Raw genomic sequence first — 17559 nt, 5'->3', positions numbered from 1 at the left:
CGCTCCCGGCAGGTCGTACTATAGCCCCCGTCGTGCCGACCCCAGATTCAGCAAGACGAAGGGGCGCACGGGCAGGCGCCAGGAGAGGCGCACCCGTGTCGCCGCGACGTAGGCAACGGGATCAGCCAATCAACGGTGCCCTCGTTCGTGCGTCCTTTCTGCTGCTCCTCCTCCCGCTTCTCGTGCTCGCGTTTACGATCGCAACGCCTGGCCCCTTTCCGGCGCCATCACTTCCTCCCGCGTTCGACGGCGCGTCGGCGACACAGCTCGCGACGGAGCTCGCGCGAGACTTCCCGGATCGAGAGCCGGGCACCGAGGGAGCACTCGGCGCGACGAGCTGGGTGAACGAGCGTCTCGCGTTATACGGCCTCCCTGCCGCCGAGGATGCCTGGGATGAGGCGATCCCGGGGCTCGGCACCGTGCGACTGCGCAATCTCGTCACGGTGATCCCGGGGGCGAGCTCGGACGCGATCCTCTTTCTCGCCCACCGCGATAACACCGGGCGAGAACCGGGTGCGAACGACAACGCATCCGGGACGGCTGCACTCATCGAGCTCGCGCGCGGCTTCGGGCGCCTCGGCACGATCGCCGGACGCCCGAAGCCCGAGCACACGCTGATCTTCCTCTCCTCGGATGGCGGGGCGTACGGGGGATTCGGCGCCGAGCGGTTCGCAGCAAACTCCCCGCTACGGGAGGACGTCCGAGCGGTCGTCTCCCTCGACGCGATCGGCAGCTCGGCTCGCCCCCGCCTCGAGATCTCCGGCCTCTCGGCCCGCTCCCCGACACCGGCGCTCGTGCGCACCGCGGACGTTCGCGTGGCGGACCAGCTCGGAACGCCGCCGCTTCGGCCGGGGTGGCTCGTGCAGCTCGTCAATCTCGGGATTCCGTTCGGGTATGGAGAGCAGGCGCCGTTCCTCGGCCGCGAGATCTCGGCGGTCCGTCTGACGACCGCAGAGGACGGCGGCGGCGGGGCGGCGGACGATACGCCGGCCCGACTCGACCGGCCGCAGTTCGTTCGACTCGGCCGTGCGGCCGAATCCATTCTTGCCTCTCTCGACAACGGGATCGAGCTCGCGGGTGGCACGAACGGGTACGTCTACCTCGGGACACGCGTCGTCCGCGGTTGGGCGATCGAGTTCGTCCTGCTGGTGGCGCTCGTGCCGTTCCTCGTCGGCGTCGTCGATCTGTTCGCGCGATCTCGGCGGAAGCGGCTCCCGCTCACGAGCGCATTGCTTGCGCTTCGAACACGCCTTGGCGTCTGGTTGTGGGTCGGGCTCGCGATCGGGCTCGGAGCACTTACCGGCGTCTTTCCTCGCGGAGCAGCGCTGCCTCCGTCTCCCGACAGCCCAGCAGTGACCGACTGGCCCGTCGTCGGGCTCGCAGCGATCGGCATCATCTCGGCGTTCGGCTGGTGGCGGGGCGGGAGGGCCCTTGCACCGCGCGTCGCGCCGCGAGCCGACGAGCTGCTGGCGGGGTACACGGTATCGCTGCTCGCCCTCGCGGGAATCGCGATTGCCACGGCGGGAATCAGCCCCTATGCCTTGCTCTTTCTGATCCCGTCGCTCTACGCGTGGCTCTGGCTTCCCCAGGTCACGAGCGCTTCGTGGCTCCGCGACGTTCTCTACGGGCTCGGCCTCACCGGGCCGGTGCTCGCGCTCGTGGCGGTGGGCACACAGCTCGACCTCGGCCTCAACACACCGCTGTACCTCGTGTCCCTGATGACGCTGGGGTTCATCTCCTGGCCGACGGTGCTCGTCCTGATCGCGTGGGCCGCAGTCGCCACGCAACTTGCGGCCCTCGCGTCCGGGCGCTACACCCCGGCCGCCAGGCTCTCCCGCTCAGAGAGGAAGAAAACGGACGCGTGACCCCGCTTCGAGCGCGCCTACGCCCCGGGGAATCCAGACAAGTCCCGTGGCTGCACTCGTGTGCATGATCATGTGCGACTCCTGGCCGACGATCGGCTGGACGAGGGCGCCTTCGTCGCTCCAGGTCACACGCGCACGCACGAAGTCGTCACGCTCCGGCCGCGGCTGTATCGGCGCGGCAAGGATGCCGGGCCGAAACGGAGGGGCGGGATCCGGGTTACCGACGAGCGCCAGCAGCGCCGGCCTGACGAACAGGAGAGCTCCGACGAGGGCCGATACGGGGTTACCCGGCAGACCGAAGACGAGCGTCCTTCCCCGACAGCCAAACGCGAGCGGCTTCCCGGGCCGCATCGCGACGCCCCAGAAGACCTCCTCGACCCCCAGGCGCGCCTGCACACGCCGGACGAGGTCGTGCGGACCGACCGAGACTCCGCCCGAGGTGACGACGACATCGGAGGCGAGCGCCTCCTCGAGCGAGGCCGCGTGAGCGTCCTCCGTGTCCTCGCTCGCTGCAAGTCGCGTCACCGTCGCTCCCGCTTCCTCCATCACCGCGGCGAGCATGACGCCGTTCGACTCGTAGATCTGTCCGGGAGCCAGCTGCACGCCTGGCGGTCGTAGCTCCGTTCCCGTGACAACGATCGTCACGTGCGGAACGCGATGCACCAGCACGCTCGCGACGCCGCATGCTGCGAGTGCACCAAGCCTTGCGGGTGTCAGGACGTCCCCGGGGGAGACCAGCGTCGACCCGGCCTCGACGTCTCCACCGGGCTCACGAATGTTGTCGCGGGTCGGGACGGGCTCCGGAATCGTCACCGCATCGCCGTCGACCTCGACCCGCTCGATCGGAACGACGGTATCGGCGCCATCTGGCACGACCGCGCCGGTCGAGATCTCGATCGCCTGCCCGGAGGTGAGCGCCGCCTGCGACGGGCGGCCTGCGGCGGCCCTATCGACGATCGCGAGCCTGGCGGGGAGGTCGGCAGCCCGAACGGCGTACCCGTCCATCGACGAGCTCCGGAACGGTGGCACGTCCACCGCCGAGACGACGTCCTCGGCGCTGACCCGGGAGGATGCGCTCGTGAGGGCGACCCGCTCGGCATCGAGCGGCTCAACGCGGTTGAGAACGCGAGCTAGGGCCTCGGCGACGGAAAGGAGATCGTTCATGAATCTCACGCTACACCAGGCGCACGGGGTACCCTCGCGTCGTGATCTCGGTCGTCATTCCCGTGCACAACGAGGAGCGCAGCGTGGCCCTGCTCTACGACGAGCTCGCCACGGCATTTGCGGGCGAGGGGCTCGCGTGGGAGGCAGTCTTCGTCGACGACGGTTCGACCGACGGGACGTTCGGAGCACTGACGCGCCTCCATGCTGCGAACGCCAACGTTCGTGCCGTTCGCTTCCGTCGCAACTTCGGCAAGGCAGCCGCCCTCGACGCCGGATTCAGGGAAGCCGCCGGCGACATCGTGGTGACGATCGACGGCGACCTCCAGGACGACCCCGCGGAGATCCCGCACCTCCTCGCACGGCTCGACGACGGCTACGACCTCGTCTCCGGCTGGAAGACCAAGCGCCGTGACCCGCTCACGAGACGGATCCCTTCGAAGCTCTTCAACGCTGTTGCGGGACGCGTCTCCGGCATCCGGCTCCACGACATGAACTGCGGGCTCAAGGCGTATCGCGCTGAGGTCCTCGAGGACCTCAGCCTCTACGGGGAGCTCCACCGCTACATCCCCGTGCTCGCTCACTACCGCGGGTACCGCGTCACCGAGCTCCCGGTCAACCACCGCCCCCGCGAGCACGGCAGCTCGAACTACGGCGTCGAGCGCTACGTGCGCGGGTTCCTCGATCTCCTCACCGTGACGTTCATGGGGCGCTACAGCCACCGCCCACTCCACCTCTTCGGAGGGCTCGGACTCGGTGCGGGCGCGCTCGGCTTTCTCATCCTTCTCTATCTGACAATTGTTAAGCTCACCGGTGAGGCGATCGGACAGAGGCCCCTCCTCACGCTCGGGGTGCTCCTCGTCGTCGTCGGGATCCAGTTACTGTCTCTTGGCCTGCTCTCGGAGTTGATCACGAGCCACCACGAGGAGCGATCCGGCGCTCCCAACCGCGCCGCACGGTTCGTCGACGAAGTGCTGCGGTAGCGTGCAGGTTCTCTACTTCGGAACCTACGACCGGGCGTATCCCCGGAACGCACAGGTGATCTCGGCATTGCGGGCTGCCGGCGTCGACGTGATCGAACAGCATCGTCCCGTCTGGGAGCGTCGGCACAACTGGAAGGTTGGCGTCCGGCAGATGATCCAGGTCGCTCGGGCCGAGCGCAGCCTCCGGCACACAGGCGCCGTCGGGAGTGATGCCGATGCGCTGATCGTCGGGTATCCGGGCCACTTCGACCTGCCCGCTGCGAAACGGGTTGCGCGCGGGCGCCCGGTGATCTTCAACCCACTCGTCTCTCTCCACGACACGATCGTCAGTGATCGCGGGCGGTTCCGGCAAGGGTCGACCGCGGCGGGCATCGTGCGCCTCGTGGATCGACGGGCGTTTCGGCGGGCCGACGTCGTCGTCGCCGACACGGATGCGCACGCCCGGTTCTTCTGCGAGGAGTTCGGCCTGCCCGAGGATCGCGTCAACGTGTGCTTCGTCGGCGCCGAGGACCGGCTGTTCCGCCCCGGCTGGCAACCCGAACGTAGCTTTCATGCCCTCTTCGTCGGCAAGCTGATCCCGCTGCACGGTCTCGAAACGATCCTCCAGGCGGCCGTCCTCGCGCCGGAGATCGCCTTCCGCGTCGTCGGTAGCGGGCAGCTCGAGCCACTCCTCGCTACGCGTCCCGCGAACGTCGCGTGGGTTCCCTGGGTCGAGTACGAGAGCCTCCCCGCAGAGCTCCAGTCCTCTGGATGCGCGCTCGGCGTCTTCGGCACCGGCGCGAAGGCCGCGCGCGTGATTCCGAACAAGGCCTTTCAGGCACTCGCGTGCGGAGCTCCCCTCGTCACCGCCGATACGCCGGCCGCGCGAGAGCTGCTCACCGACGGGCAGGACGCAGTGCTCGTGCCACCCGGCGATCCGAGGTCTCTCGCCGAGGCTGTGCGGCGGCTCGCGAGCGATCCAGCGGAGCGCGCCCGGATCGCGGCCGCTGGACGGCGCACCTACGAGGAGCGAGCAGACGAGGCCACGCTCGGTCTGCGCTGGCGCCACGTCATCGAGCGGGCGATCGCGGCGGCGTGACGCACCCTCGAGCCCTGCTCTCTCTCGCGGTGGCCGCCTTCGCGGTCGGCATGTCGACGCTAGCAGTGCTGCAGCAGCGTGCATTCGAAACGGGCCGCTTCGACGTCGGCAACCTCGCGCAGGTCGTCTGGTCAACGGCAAACGGGCGCTTCCTCGAGATAACCGACGTGAACGGCGATCAGATTTCCCGGCTCGGGGCGCATTTCGATCCGATCGTCGTGCTCCTCGTCCCCCTCTGGTGGATCTGGCCGAGTCCCGAGCTTCTCCTCGTCGTGCAGGCCGTCGCCGTGGCCCTCGGGGCCGTACCCGTCTATCTGCTCGCACGAAAACACCTCGGAAGCGAGCTCGCGGGGCTCGTGTTCGGGGTCGTGTACCTGCTCTATCCCCCCACGCAGTGGCTCGTCGTCGACGACTTCCACCCCGTCGCGTTCGCGACGCCCCTCCTTCTCGCAGCAATCTGGTTCCTCGACGAAGATCGCCTGCTGCCGTTCGCGGTCTGCGCGGGCGCAGCGTGTACGACGAAGGAGCAGATCGGGCTTGCCGTGGCGATGCTGGGGCTCTGGTACGCGGTTGCTCACGGCCGGAGACGAGCGGGCGCAGTGATCTTCGGCGTCGGAACGGCCGTCGCGGTTATCGCGACCGCGGTCGTCGTGCCGCTGTACGCGCCGGGGACGGGGTCACCGTTCGAAGGGCGCTATGCGTCCGTGGGAGGCTCGCCGGCCGGGATCGTGCGGGGTGCGTTCGAGCACCCACTCCGCCTCCTCCAGGAGCTCACGGAGCATCGCGATCTGGCCTATCTCGTCGATCTCCTGGCGCCACTTGGGGGCCTCTCGCTCCTCTCACCGCTCCTTGCCGCGACCGCCCTGCCCGAGGTTGCCCTGAACCTGCTGTCCGACACGCCGACGCAGACGTCCATCCACTTCCACTACACCGCCGGTGCGATCCCCGGTCTCGTTGCAGCCGCCGTACTCGGCGCGAGCCGGGTGCAGCGGCGATGGCCGACCCATTCGCGTGCACTCGGAACCGGAGTGGTCGTGGTCGTGGTCGCCTCGGGCATCGTGCTCGGGCCGCTCCCGATCTGGGCGCACGTACCGTTTGGGTCGAGCCTTGCGGTGGACGATCACGTCGTCACCGGGCACGATCGCGCCGCGGCACGAGTCCTGGACGCGATCCCGTCCGATGCTCCCGTGAGCGCGACGAACACGCTGGGCGCTCACCTCTCCGAGCGGCGCCGCGTTTTCAACTTCCCTGTCCTGCGCGAGGCGACCTGGATCGCGGTCGATCTGAAGCGGCCGAGCTACCGCGACAACCCTCCGGGTTCGCAGTTCGGCCGTGCCTACGCCCGGATTCGACGCAGCGGCGACTGGGTAGTCGTCCGCCAGGAAGACGGAGTGGTGGTACTCCGTAAAAAGGCCTAGACCTCTCCTGGTCTAGACCGGAATCGCCTGGGGTAAAAGGTACACGCAAAGGACGAGACAGGCCGCAATCGCAACCGAGTCGTCGTCTGCCGCCGCGAGAGGCACCGCCCACGCGAGGTACCAGACCGCGAGGTACGGCGTCGTAACGAGCGCGAGGCAGCCTGCGAGACCGAGTCGCGCGCGACCGTGGCCCGCTTCTCGGAGCAACCACGCAAACCCACCGAGGAACGCGGCCAGAGCGAAACCGATCGCGAGATCGCCGGGTATCCCGAGTTGCTCGAGACGATGTGGTATCGCATAGCTCGTCTCCAGAGCCGCGTTACCAGCGAGGGGGAAGATCGCTAGGGGCCAGGAGACGCCGTAGAGCACTGTGGCCGTCGCCGCAACGACGACAGCGGCGCTCGCGAACCCGCGATGCCCCGTGCGTCGGCCGGAAGCGCGCGCCTCGACTGCCCGTAGGGCGAGGAACAAGATCGGCACCCACTTGAGCGCGATCGCCAGCACCCACATCACGCCTGCAGCCTGAAGGCGCCGCGACGCCGAGAGCGCGAGCGCCGCCAGGATGAGCGCCCCGACCCAGGCGTCGTTGTGCCCTCCCCCGGCAGCATGGATCGCGAGCACCGGATTCCAGCCGACGAACGCGATCGCGAATGCCTTTCGCCCGGAGAGACGGCCCGCAAGAAGTGCAGCTGTGATCGCAGCGATCGCAGCAAGGGACTTGTAGGTCCACGCCGCGACGTCCTCGGAGCCGCCGGCGACGAGCGCGAGCGGCTCTGAGACGGCAGTGAACGCGGGGCCGTACACGCTCGTCGTATCGAGCCACGCGCTACCCATCCACGGAAGGGCCGGGTTCTCCGCGAACTCCTGCGGCGGCTCGGAGTACGGGTTGCCGCCTCCGCTCGAGCCGATCCAGCCGTACGACCAGTACGACCATGCGTCCGTCGAGATGAGAAGTGGCGCCGCGACAGGGACGAGCTGGATCGCCACCGCGAGGACAATCGTCGCCCGCGCCGACGCGGGCGCGCTCCTCAGCGCTGCGAGTCCGACGAGATACGCTGCGAACGCAGCGACCAGGAGAACGAGGAACCACGGGGCGCTCCCCTCGACGTTGCCGCCGTAACGCGGCACAAGGGGTGAATCGGTCTGCCAGGCGAGCGAGCAAGCAGCCGCGACGAGGGCGAGCGTCGCCACTCCGGCCGGGACAGCGGCCGCGGCCCTCACGGGCTCCTGGGCGTCTTTGTTGTTCCTGCGGACGTCGTAGTCTTGGTGCCGCCGGGCGTGGTCTCGGTCGTCTCCGTCTCGGTGCTCGTCGTCGGTGCCACGTAGGTCGGGTCGTAGCTCAGCGCCAACGGGCCACGCTGGAAGGGCTGATACTCCGGCTGCGTCCTCGGCTCGGGGAACTCCTTCACCGGCCTCAGGCCAATCGTCCGCTCCATCAGCCGCCGCCAGATCTCGGCCGGAAAGCTCCCACCGGAGACGGCGATCCCGTGAACGCTCTCCATGGGGATCTCGCCCGCGGGATAGCCCATCCAGACCGCCGTCGCGAGATCGGGCGTGTACCCGACGAACCAGGCGTCGGCATGCTTGTCGGTCGTCCCGGTCTTGCCGGCAGCGGGGCGACCGAACGCGGCTCTAACGCCCGTTCCATAGCTCACGTTGTCCTCGAGAATCTCGGTCACCTTCGCGGCGACGCCATCCGGGATCACGCGAGCACGCTTTGCCTTACCCCACCCCGCCTCCGTGTCTTCCTTTCCGTTCGGTAGAACGACCTTGCGGATCGCTGTCGGCTCCGAGTAGATGCCTCCCGCTGCAAGCGTCGCGTACGCGGACGCCATATCCAGGGGAGAGACTGCGACCGACCCGAGCCCCATCGCCGGAACGTAACGGCCACCGACCTCGAGCGGGGAGCGTACTCCGAGCTTCCGGGCGGTCTTCCCGACCAGATCAGCGCCGACGTCGAGCGTCAGCTGTGCATACACGGCGTTGTCCGAACTGAGTGTCGCCCGCGAGACAGAGGTCCAGCCCCTGTAGGTGGAGTCGTACGTCTTGACACACCACCACGATCCGTCGTCGCAGTTGCCGTCCGGCACCGGCCGGTACGTGAACGGCGCGGAGACGTAGTAGGCAGAATCGGGATCGATCCCCTTCTCGATCGCTGCCGCCAGCACAAACGTCTTGAACGTAGAGCCGGGCTGCCGACGGGCCTGCGAGAGCAGATTGAACTGGTTGTTGCGCCGCCCGGGCACGACGGCCGTCATCGCTCGAATGGCCCCGTTTGCGGGGTCTATCGAGATCACTGCTGCTGCGGGATCGTCGGGCTCGGTGAGCGTTCCCCGGATCGCATCCTGCGCGGCGCGCTGCCACCGCGGGAGGATCGTCGTGTAGACGCTCAGACCCCCTGACCGCACCGTCTCGGTACCGTACGACCGGATCAGCTGATCGCGCACATACCCGAAGAAATACGGCTCCTTGATCTCCTTGTAGAGGCGTCCCGGGCTCAACTGGAGACCGCTCGCACGTCGCGCGGAACGATACTGCTTCGCCGTGATCACGCCCTGGTCACGCATCGCATCCAGAACGACGTTGCGGCGTGCGAGGGCTTTCGCAGGCTCGACGAACGGATCGTAGGCCGAGGGGGCCTGGGTCAGCCCTGCGAGCATTGCCGACTCGCGGAGGTTGAGCGAGCGAGCACGCTTCGAAAAGTACGTCTGGGCGGCCGCCTCGATCCCGTAGGCGAGATTCCCGTAGTAGACCTGGTTCAGGTAGCTCTCGAGGACACGCTCCTTCGACCACGCGTCGTTGAGTTTCAGCGCCAGGCAAGCCTCCTTCAACTTTCGCTGCACCGTACGCTCGTTGGAGATGTACAGGTTGCGAACGAGCTGCTGCGTAATCGTGGAACCACCCTGCACGACACTGCGGGCCTTCGCGTCGGCAACGACAGCGCGCGCAATTCCCTGAGGGTCGATTCCTCCGTGGGCGTAGAAGCGCCTGTCCTCGACGGCGACCGTTGCCTTCGGCATCCAGGCGCTCACGCTCGCGATCGGCACGACCTGTCGGTTGCGGTCAGCCGGGATCGACCCGAGCAGCGACCCGTCGGCCGCATAGACGAACGTGTTCTGCCCGATCCGGACCTCCTGAAGCGAGGCAAGGTCGCACGACGATCCGAACGCGTAAACTCCTGTGCCTGCTGCGAGCGCAACAGCCGTGAGGAGGCCGACGAGCGCGAGCAGGGCGATGAGCAGAGGCCGCCGCCGGGACCTTCGTCGCGGGCGGCGGCGGGTGGGCATCTCGGATCGTGGCCCACGCTGGGGTCGCCGGCGTGGCGCGCTCATGGTGTGATGGTAGCCATCGGCCTCCGGGTTTCGGCGTCGCATGGCCGTCGCCTCTCACCCTTCCGGTTACAGTCTCTTCGTGCCGGACGACACGCGAAGCGTCTCGCCCGCGCTCCGAATCTTCCTCTGGAGTCGGGTCGCCATCTGGATCGTCGCCGTGATCGCAGCGGTGTTCTTCGAGGGTGCGTCGGATCGGGGCGCCGAGTGGGACTCGGCACGGTTGCACGAGCTCGGCACGGTGCTCGACGTCTGGGCGCGGTGGGACAGCGACTGGTTCCTGAGGATCGCTGGGGATGGCTATTCCTGGCCGTCGAGTACACCGGCGTTTCTCCCGCTCTATCCGTTCCTCATCGCAGCGCTCGGTCTCGTCACGTTCGGTCACCCCCTGCTTGCGGGCGTCGTCATCTCACTCGTCGCGGGGACGGCCGCGTTCGTTCTGCTCTACCGACTCACCGCGGCGAAGCTCGACGTCGCGGCGGCACGACGCACGGTTCTCTTCCTCGCCCTCGCGCCGACGTCGTTCTTCCTCAGCGCGGTCTACAGCGAGTCTCTGTTCCTCCTGCTCGTCGTGGCGAGCTTCCTGACCGCCGAGAGGGGGAACTTCTGGAAGGCAGGGGCGCTCGCCGGGCTCGCTCTTTTGACCCGAACGGCGGGGATCGCCCTGCTGCCCGCACTCATCGTGTTCGCCTGGAGGTCGCCGAACAGACGGCGCGCACTGGCAGGGGTGGCCGTAGCCCCCGCGCTCTTTGCCCTCTACCCGCTACTCCTTGCGATCTGGATCGGCAGGCCACTCGCATTCCTCGAAGCTCAGAAGGTCGTCTGGGAACGGCATCTCTCACCAGCGGGCCCGATCGGCGGCGTAGTTGCGGCTGTCCAGGATCGCCAGGTGCTCGATCTCGCCGTCGCGGCCACGGTCGTCGTGCTCGGCGTGATTGCGTGGCAGCGGATCGGCGCCCCGTACGGCCTGTATGTCCTCGGCAGTGTGGCGCTTCCCCTCAGCGTGTACTCGGACAAGGCGCCGCTCCTCTCCATGCAGCGGTTCGTGCTCGTTGCGTTCCCCGCGTTCATGGCGCTCGCAACGATCGTCCGCACGCGCAGGGCGACGATCGTCACAGCGACGATTCTCTCCGCGGGACTCGCCTTCTATGTGGTCAGATGGGCGTTGTGGTACTGGGTCGCGTAACGGAGGGTTGGTGATGAGCGAGACCGAGATCGTCGAGAGGACAGCTGTAACCGGGTTCCCCAGCCCCCGCCGTGGGGGACGGCTACTCGCGTGGGGAGTCCTCATCGGGCTTCTTGCGCTCGCCTCGTACGGCGCCCGGCTGTCGGACGCCGGGACGCCGAGCGACGTTCTCTATCTGTGGTCGACGTTCGTAGGGGCACTGATCCAGTACGCGATCATGTTCATCCTGATCCTGGCGATCGCCCGGGGGATCCGGAGCCCGTTACTCGCGCTCCGTCGGCCCGAAGCGCTCGGTCGCGCCGCGTTGCTCGCCACCGTCGCCTTCGGGGTGATCCTCGTCACCGCCGGCGTCCTCGGGCAGGTTCTCGATGCCGGCGACGAGCAGGGCCTCGTGCCGGACGCATGGGATAGCAGCAGGGCCGTTCCCTTCGTCGCGAACGCCCTCGTCGTCGTGCTCGTAGCGCCGTTCGTCGAGGAGCTCCTCTATCGCGGCCTCGGCATGAGCCTGCTCCTCCCGTTCGTCGGCCCACTCTTCTCAATCGGGATCACCGGTCTTGCCTTCGGCCTTGCGCACGGGCTCGTGCTCGGACTCCCCGTGCTGACGATCTTCGGGATCACGCTCGGCTGGCTCCGCTGGAAGACGGACAGTGTCTATCCTGGGATGGTGGTGCACGGGATCTTCAACGGGGCGGCGCTCATCGCAGCCGTCGCGGTATGAGCAACCGGTTCGAGGAGATCCGCGCCGAGATCGTCGAGAACGACAAGGTGATCATCGGGGCCGTCAACCACCGGCTCGAGCTCGTCGCCGAGCTGTGGGCGTTGAAGGCCCAGCTCGGGCTCGACACCGTCGACCCGGATCGGGAACGTAGGCTGCGAGCGGCCCTGGCAGAGGCCAACGCGGGGCGGCTCTCCACGAGCGGGCTCGAGCGGTTGACCACCGACTTGCTCGACCTGACGAAACAGGAACTCGGAAGCGGCTGACGCCGCCGGGCTACGAGTCCTCTTCGGGCTCTGCGGCGAACTCGTCCGGCGAAACGGTGTCCAGAAACCGGCGGAACTCGTCGGGATCGAGATCGGCGAGCGAGTCCTGACCGATCAGACGGCGCGACGCCTCTTCCTCGTCGCCCTCGAACTCGACTCCCGATTCCTCGATCACCTCGTCCGCGGCGAAGATCTTTGCGTCGCAACGAAGAGCGAGCGCGATCGCGTCCGAGGTGCGCGCGTCGAGCTCGACCTCGGTGCCGTTTCGAACGAGCGTGATCTTCGCGTGAAAGGTGTTCTCGCGTAGCTCCGTGACGGCGATCTGCCGGATCTCTCCGTCGAGCGAAGCGACGATCGACGTCGCGAGGTCGTGCGTCATCGGCCGCTGGGGTTCCGTTCCCTGCAGGGACATCAGGATTGCGGCAGCCTCGGGGTGGCCGATCCAGATCGGAAGGAACGTGTTTCCCTCCTGCGTCCTCAGTAGGACGATCGGCTGCTTGCCGACGAGGTCGAAGCTCACTCCGTAGACGGTCATCTCACGCATCGTCGTACCCGTGAGTGTATCCGCGCGCATCGTCGGCGCTTCGAGTACGACTCTGGCGGTCAGCCCGAACGGGGTGACGAAAGCGAGCACGTAGAGTCCGAGAGGCCGCGTGTGCACGTGGGCACGATCGCGTCGCTGACGACCGCAAGAGCAACCGCCTACGAGAGCAAGCACGCCTGGAGGGACGCGGTTCCGGGCCACCAGCCGAGCAGGGCCGTTCGGGGGCCGGCGGCGCGCCGCTCCGCGGGAAGCCTCGCCATGGAACGAAAAACCCCCGCAGATTGCAGGGGTTTTCGAGTGGGCGATCCTGGATTCGAACCAGGGACCTCCGCCTTATCAGAGCGGCGCTCTAACCAACTGAGCTAATCGCCCGCGGTCGACGAGTGTACCGAACCCGCGGTGAAAACAACGGCGGGAGGGGACGTGCTACAGCGCTTCGAGCGTCTCGACGAGCTCTGCGAGGCCGGTCTCGTCACCGAAATGCAGCTCGAGCTTCCCGGCGTTGATTCGCGTCGGCAGGCCCGTTAATCTCTGGGCGGCACTCCGAGCGCGCTCCGCGAGCGCCGGGTCGACGGCGTGGCTCGTGCGACGGCGCCTCGCTCCGCCTTCCTGGGCGGCCTTCTCGGCCGCTCGAACCGTCAGGCCGTCCTCGCTGATCCGCTTCGCGAGGCGGCGGCGCGCGTCGTCGTCGGGAAGCGCGAGCACCGCGCGCGCGTGCCCCTCTGTCAGGTCTCCCCGGGCGAGCATCCACAGGACGTCCTCGGGAAGCTCCAGCAGTCGAACCCTGTTCGACACCGATGGTTTCGACCGCCCGACCCGTTCGGCAACCTCGCCGAGCGAAAGCTCGAACTCATCGATCAGCGACGCGTAGGCACGCGCTTCCTCGACGGCCGACAGATTCTCGCGGGCGACGTTCTCGACGAGACCGAGGAGCAGCGTCTCGCGATCATCGACGTCCCGAACGACCGCCGGGATCGTCGGCACGCCTGCCTCGCGCGCGGCGCGCCAGCGGCGCTCGCCAGCTACGAGCTCGTAGCCTCCCTCCGATCGGGGCCTCACGACAACGGGCTGGAGCACTCCCTGATGGCGGATCGAAGCCGCAAGGCCGCTCGTCGCTTCGGGCTCGAAGCGACGGCGAGGCTGGCGCGGGTTCGGATGAAGTGACTCGACCGGCAGGTGCAACAGCTCGGCTTCGCCGGCACCGCCGATGAGCACCTCGAGGCCTCGGCCGAGGCCGCGGCGGGGCGTGTCATTGACGCTCGACAAGTTCCATCGCCACCTTCCAGTAAGCCTCCGACCCCGACGAGCGGCGGTCATAGGCGATTGCAGGTAGCCCGTGGCTCGGCGCCTCGGCGAGACGAACCGAGCGGGGGACCGAGGTTGTGAAAACGAGATCGGCGAAGTGGCGGCGCAGCTCCTGCTCCACCTCCGCGGCGAGGCGCGTTCGGCCATCGACCATCGTGAGCAGGATTCCTGCCACAGCGAGGCGCGGGTTGAGCCGTGCCTTGACGAGGTTGATCGAACCGAGCAACTGCGACAGCCCCTCGAGCGCGTAGTACTCCGCCTGGACGGGAACGATCACGCGGTCTGCAGCGGCGAGCGCATTGACGGTGAGAGGCCCGAATGCCGGCGGGCAGTCGAGGAAGACGAACCGGTACGCATCGGTCGCCGTCACCGTGAGTGCGTCGGCGAGATACCGCTCGCCTCCCTCGAGTGCCGAGAGGTGGACAGCCGCGGCCGCGAGCTCCGGCTTTGCGGGGACGAGATCGAGGTTCGGGAACGACGTCGGTTTCGCAAGCTCCGCAAGGGGCACGCCGTCGAGGAGATCATGCGTCGAGACGCCGTTTGCACGACGCCCGAGACCCGACGTCGCGTTGGCCTGCGGATCGAGATCGATGAGGAGGCAGCGCTCGCCGGCCTCGGCAAGGCAGGCAGCGAGGTTGACCGCGGTCGTCGTCTTGCCGACGCCGCCCTTCTGATTCGCGATCGCGTAGATGCGGGCAGCCACCCATCCAGGCTAGCCAGGGCGGCGGCTGTCGCTTTCGGCTCACGCCAGCGGGCGTTTTCGTGCCACACCGGTTCGCCGTGGGAAGCGGGCGGGCGTTGGCGCGACCTTGCGGATCACGATCAGGCCCGGTGGAGACGCCTCGACCTCGCCGGCGATCTGCCCCGCAACGCGGGCGACGCGAGCCTCATCAGCGGTCTCCCCGACCCACAGGATCACGAGCCCTCCTTCGCGGACGAGTGGCAGACACCACTCCGCAGCAGTCGGCGGGTGGGCGAGGGCCTTCGCAACGGCGACACCGTACTGCTCGGTCTCCTGCTCCTCCGCGCGCCCCCAGACCACGGAGAGGTTCGGTAGATCCGGGACCCAGGTCTCGAGGAAGGCGCACTTGCGCCGCTCCGCCTCGAGCAGCGTCACAGGTCGGTCGGGATACGTCGCAGCGAGTGGAATTCCCGGCGTGCCGCCGCCCGAGCCGACATCGACGATCGCGCCCTCCGTGCACGCGACGACGCCGGTAGCCTTGAGCGCGTCGTCGAGCAGCGTTGCGCGAGCGACAGCCGCGTCGGTGACTGCAGTGAGGCCGGGAGTGGCAAGAACGGCAGCGAGCCACCGGTCGAGGACGGGCGGAGACACCCGGGCCGACTCAGTCCGCAGAGCGCCTCGGCAACACGACGACGAACCGGGTCGGCTCGGCGCCTTCGCTCGAGGTCTCGACTTCGGGGTCGTCCTTCAACAGTTCGTGAACGATGCGCCGCTCAACGGCGGTCATCGGCTCGAGCTCGACACGGTGACCCGTCGCCGTGGCCTGTTCGGCGGCGGCGCGAGCGGCAGCGTCGAGCGTTAAGGCCCGTCGAGCCCGGTAGCCCGCAGCGTCGACAACGACTCGTATGCGATCCTCGCCCTGCGTACGATGGCAGATCGCGTTTGCGAGGTACTGCAGCGCGTCGATCGTCTGGCCGTGGCGACCGATCAACACGCCGAGATCGTCGCCGACAAGTGTGGCGACGAGCTCCCCGTCGACCTCGGCGATCGTGACGGTCGCAGCGACGCCACTCGCCGAGACGGTGCGTTCGAGCAATCCGCGCACGATTCCGGCCTGGGTCGGATCGTCCGCCTGTGCGTCAGCCGAGGTTCCGACCGTCGAACCGGGTAAGGGAGCCTCAGCCGACGCAATAACCGACGCAGGCGTATAGCCGACGCCGAGGAGCCCCCGCTCGCCCTCGGTTACGACCTGGAACGAGATAGCCTCGCGATCGAGCCCCGGCACGCGGCGCTGGAGCTCACGCACGGCGCTCCACTTCGCCTCACCGACCGTCTCGCCGGTCGCCTCGACCGAGATCCGCTCGTCGCTCATTTCTTTGGCCCCCCGCCACTGGACCTGCGCTTGACGCGCCGTGGCGGGCCGGCGACCCGCGGCCGCGCCGGTGCCTGGGCAGGCTGCGAAGACTTCGTCGTCTCACCACCGGCCCCATTCGCAGGCGGGTCGTCCTTGGCAGGCGTCCTCGAGCTCCGCTTCTCCGGGGGAGCGGGCTTCGGCATCAGCTTGCGAGTCACGAGGCCCTGGCCGGTCGTCCACAGGTTCGTCGTCAGCCAGTACAGCATCAGCCCGGCGGGGAACGCCAGGATGAACGGCACGAAGACGACCGGTAGGACCATGAGCAGGATGCGCTGCGCACCTTGCATCGTCGAGGACATGAAGTACGACGACGACAGCTGGCTCGCCACGTAGATGACGAGGAGGAGCGGCCCCCAACTCGGCCAGGCACCGATGTTCTGGGTGATGTCCACGAGGCCGAGCCACTCGACGGATCCCGCATACTGCGGCAGCACGTCCCGTTCGAACTCGCGCAGAACGTAGAACAACGAGATGAAGATCGGGATCTGCAGCACGATCGGGAGGCACGACGCGGCGGGATTGATCTTGTTCTCCCGATAGAACTTCATCAGCTCCTCGTTCTGTCGCTGCTTGTCGTGCTTCCACTTCTGCTGCAGCGCCTTCATCTCCGGCGCGTGCGCCTGGAGCGATTGCATCGAGTGGATCTGCTTCACCGTCACGGGAACGAGCAGAACGCGCACGATCACCGTGAGGACGACGATCGACCAGGCCCAGGAGAACCCACCCGTATCGTGGAGCCAGATCAGCACGGACTGGAGGAAGTCCTCGAGCGGCCGGAGCGGGTTGCCGATACCGAAGACCCCAATCACGCCGGATACTCCGATTCCCGCCGACGGCGGCCGAAGTGGGCAGCCTCGGCCCTGTCGACGCCACCATGGCTCCAGGGGTTACAGCGCAGCAACCGCCAACACGCGAAGAGGCCGCCCTTGAGAAGTCCGTGCGTGCGAAAAGCGTCGATCGCGTACTGCGAGCAGCTCGGGTGGTACTTGCACGTGCCGACAGGTGTCAACCGACCGAACGTCTGCCGCCACACCTGGACGATCGCGATGCCAATGTGTCTCATGCGGCCGCCTTCCCGAGCACCTCGGTCACCTGCTCCACGAGCCAGGCGTGCCCGCGCGTGTCGGCCGGCTCGGCGACACCCGAGCGGGCGGCGAGTACATAGTCGCGACCGGACGGCACCTGCGAAGCAAGCTCCTGCCAGGTCTCGCGAAGCTGTCGCTTGAGTCGATTGCGGACAACCGCGTTGCCGACCGCCTTCGGGACTGCGAGGCCGAGTCGGGGTTCGCCAGAAGGATCGTCGTCACGGGGAAACCAGTGCAGGGTCAGATAGCGCGTCGAGACCGACCGGCCCTGCCGGTAGACGGCATCGAAGTCCTTCGACCGTGATAACCGGTACCGGCGCTCCACAGGCAGGGCGCGCGCTCAGGCTGAGAGGCGCTTGCGCCCCTTGGCGCGACGGCGCTTCAGGATCGTCTGTCCGGCGCGTGTCGACATGCGGGCACGAAACCCGTGCTTACGCTTACGGCGGCGGACGTTGGGCTGATACGTGCGTTTCACAGGAAGCTCTCTCGGTCGACGGTTCGGGGCCGCAACGTGCGGGCACGGGTGCG

General features: G+C 67.9%; 19 protein-coding genes and 1 tRNA gene. 7 read left to right on the top strand and 13 right to left on the bottom strand.

The genetic code is table 11. From position 1 onward, the window contains the following. Nucleotides 1-95: 95 nt before the first annotated feature. On the top strand, nucleotides 96-1865 hold the full coding sequence (locus ABIR74_RS02530) for a M28 family peptidase (protein ID WP_348175044.1): 1770 nt from the start codon (nucleotides 96-98) through the stop codon (nucleotides 1863-1865). Here ABIR74_RS02530 and glp read toward each other — a convergent pair. Then, nucleotides 1839-3029 carry a gephyrin-like molybdotransferase Glp gene (gene glp / locus ABIR74_RS02525; protein ID WP_348175043.1) on the bottom strand — a complete coding sequence of 397 codons (1191 nt, stop codon included), beginning with the start codon at nucleotides 3027-3029 and terminating at the stop codon, nucleotides 1839-1841. The two genes, ABIR74_RS02530 and glp, sit on opposite strands and share 27 nt — an antisense overlap. Nucleotides 3030-3070: 41 nt before the next feature. Between glp and ABIR74_RS02520 the strand changes: the two genes are divergently transcribed. From ABIR74_RS02520 to ABIR74_RS02510, 3 genes are read left to right on the top strand one after another with little or no spacing between them, the layout of a single operon-like run. Beyond that, nucleotides 3071-4009 (top strand): glycosyltransferase family 2 protein, encoded by a 939-nt coding sequence (locus tag ABIR74_RS02520; protein WP_348175042.1) that lies wholly within the window; start codon nucleotides 3071-3073, stop codon nucleotides 4007-4009. Between the two features lies 1 nt (nucleotide 4010). Then, nucleotides 4011-5087, top strand: a complete 1077-nt coding sequence (locus ABIR74_RS02515; RefSeq protein WP_348175041.1) for a glycosyltransferase — start codon at nucleotides 4011-4013, stop codon at nucleotides 5085-5087. After that, entirely contained in the window at nucleotides 5084-6505 is a 1422-nt protein-coding gene (locus tag ABIR74_RS02510) for a DUF2079 domain-containing protein (protein ID WP_348175040.1), read from the top strand. Before ABIR74_RS02515 ends, ABIR74_RS02510 begins: the two co-directional genes overlap by 4 nt. Before the next feature lie 12 nt (nucleotides 6506-6517). Here ABIR74_RS02510 and ABIR74_RS02505 read toward each other — a convergent pair whose 3' ends face one another. Then, nucleotides 6518-7726: a glycosyltransferase 87 family protein gene (locus tag ABIR74_RS02505; RefSeq protein WP_348175039.1), complete on the bottom strand. Its 1209-nt coding sequence runs from the start codon at nucleotides 7724-7726 to the stop codon at nucleotides 6518-6520. Next, complete coding sequence (locus ABIR74_RS02500; RefSeq protein WP_348175038.1) at nucleotides 7723-9837, bottom strand: PBP1A family penicillin-binding protein; 2115 nt, start codon at nucleotides 9835-9837, stop codon at nucleotides 7723-7725. Before ABIR74_RS02500 ends, ABIR74_RS02505 begins: the two co-directional genes overlap by 4 nt. A 79-nt stretch (nucleotides 9838-9916) precedes the next feature. Here ABIR74_RS02500 and ABIR74_RS02495 point away from each other — a divergent pair, with 79 nt between their 5' ends. From ABIR74_RS02495 to ABIR74_RS02485, 3 genes are read left to right on the top strand one after another with little or no spacing between them, the layout of a single operon-like run. Further along, nucleotides 9917-11020 (top strand): mannosyltransferase family protein, encoded by a 1104-nt coding sequence (locus ABIR74_RS02495; RefSeq protein WP_348175037.1) that lies wholly within the window; start codon nucleotides 9917-9919, stop codon nucleotides 11018-11020. Nucleotides 11021-11033: 13 nt separating this feature from the next. Beyond that, the gene (locus tag ABIR74_RS02490; RefSeq protein WP_348175036.1) at nucleotides 11034-11738 is read left to right on the top strand and encodes a type II CAAX endopeptidase family protein; all 705 of its coding nucleotides are present in this window, start codon (nucleotides 11034-11036) and stop codon (nucleotides 11736-11738) included. Further along, nucleotides 11735-12001 carry a chorismate mutase gene (locus ABIR74_RS02485; RefSeq protein ID WP_348175035.1) on the top strand — a complete coding sequence of 89 codons (267 nt, stop codon included), beginning with the start codon at nucleotides 11735-11737 and terminating at the stop codon, nucleotides 11999-12001. The genes ABIR74_RS02490 and ABIR74_RS02485 overlap by 4 nt, the downstream gene beginning before the upstream one ends. 10 nt (nucleotides 12002-12011) lie before the next feature. On the opposite strand, the gene ABIR74_RS02480 is transcribed toward ABIR74_RS02485, so the two are convergent. From ABIR74_RS02480 to rpmH, 10 genes are all read right to left on the bottom strand, one after another. Continuing rightward, nucleotides 12012-12662, bottom strand: a complete 651-nt coding sequence (locus ABIR74_RS02480) for a bifunctional nuclease family protein (protein WP_348175034.1) — start codon at nucleotides 12660-12662, stop codon at nucleotides 12012-12014. A gap of 181 nt (nucleotides 12663-12843) precedes the next feature. Next, nucleotides 12844-12917, bottom strand: a tRNA-Ile gene (locus ABIR74_RS02475). A 54-nt stretch (nucleotides 12918-12971) separates the two neighbouring features. Further along, nucleotides 12972-13811 (bottom strand): ParB/RepB/Spo0J family partition protein, encoded by an 840-nt coding sequence (locus ABIR74_RS02470; protein ID WP_348175033.1) that lies wholly within the window; start codon nucleotides 13809-13811, stop codon nucleotides 12972-12974. Further along, entirely contained in the window at nucleotides 13795-14553 is a 759-nt protein-coding gene (locus ABIR74_RS02465) for a ParA family protein (protein ID WP_348175031.1), read from the bottom strand. The genes ABIR74_RS02470 and ABIR74_RS02465 overlap by 17 nt, the downstream gene beginning before the upstream one ends. 39 nt (nucleotides 14554-14592) lie before the next feature. Further along, nucleotides 14593-15183 (bottom strand): RsmG family class I SAM-dependent methyltransferase, encoded by a 591-nt coding sequence (locus ABIR74_RS02460; RefSeq protein ID WP_348175030.1) that lies wholly within the window; start codon nucleotides 15181-15183, stop codon nucleotides 14593-14595. Between the two features lie 10 nt (nucleotides 15184-15193). Continuing rightward, entirely contained in the window at nucleotides 15194-15904 is a 711-nt protein-coding gene (jag, locus tag ABIR74_RS02455) for an RNA-binding cell elongation regulator Jag/EloR (RefSeq protein WP_348175028.1), read from the bottom strand. Further along, complete coding sequence (yidC, locus tag ABIR74_RS02450) at nucleotides 15901-16755, bottom strand: membrane protein insertase YidC (RefSeq protein WP_348175027.1); 855 nt, start codon at nucleotides 16753-16755, stop codon at nucleotides 15901-15903. Before yidC ends, jag begins: the two co-directional genes overlap by 4 nt. Next, nucleotides 16752-17009, bottom strand: a complete 258-nt coding sequence (gene yidD / locus ABIR74_RS02445; RefSeq protein ID WP_348175026.1) for a membrane protein insertion efficiency factor YidD — start codon at nucleotides 17007-17009, stop codon at nucleotides 16752-16754. Before yidD ends, yidC begins: the two co-directional genes overlap by 4 nt. Then, nucleotides 17006-17356 carry a ribonuclease P protein component gene (rnpA, locus tag ABIR74_RS02440; RefSeq protein ID WP_348175025.1) on the bottom strand — a complete coding sequence of 117 codons (351 nt, stop codon included), beginning with the start codon at nucleotides 17354-17356 and terminating at the stop codon, nucleotides 17006-17008. Before rnpA ends, yidD begins: the two co-directional genes overlap by 4 nt. Nucleotides 17357-17371: 15 nt before the next feature. Continuing rightward, the gene (gene rpmH / locus ABIR74_RS02435; protein WP_348175066.1) at nucleotides 17372-17506 is read right to left on the bottom strand and encodes a 50S ribosomal protein L34; all 135 of its coding nucleotides are present in this window, start codon (nucleotides 17504-17506) and stop codon (nucleotides 17372-17374) included. Nucleotides 17507-17559: the final 53 nt, after the last annotated feature.

It is taken from the genome of Gaiella sp. (genome assembly GCF_039915195.1).
GTDB lineage: Bacteria > Actinomycetota > Thermoleophilia > Gaiellales > Gaiellaceae > Gaiella.
Note: the sequence above shows the minus strand (reverse complement) of the source record. Positions and strands in the feature narration are given on the sequence as shown.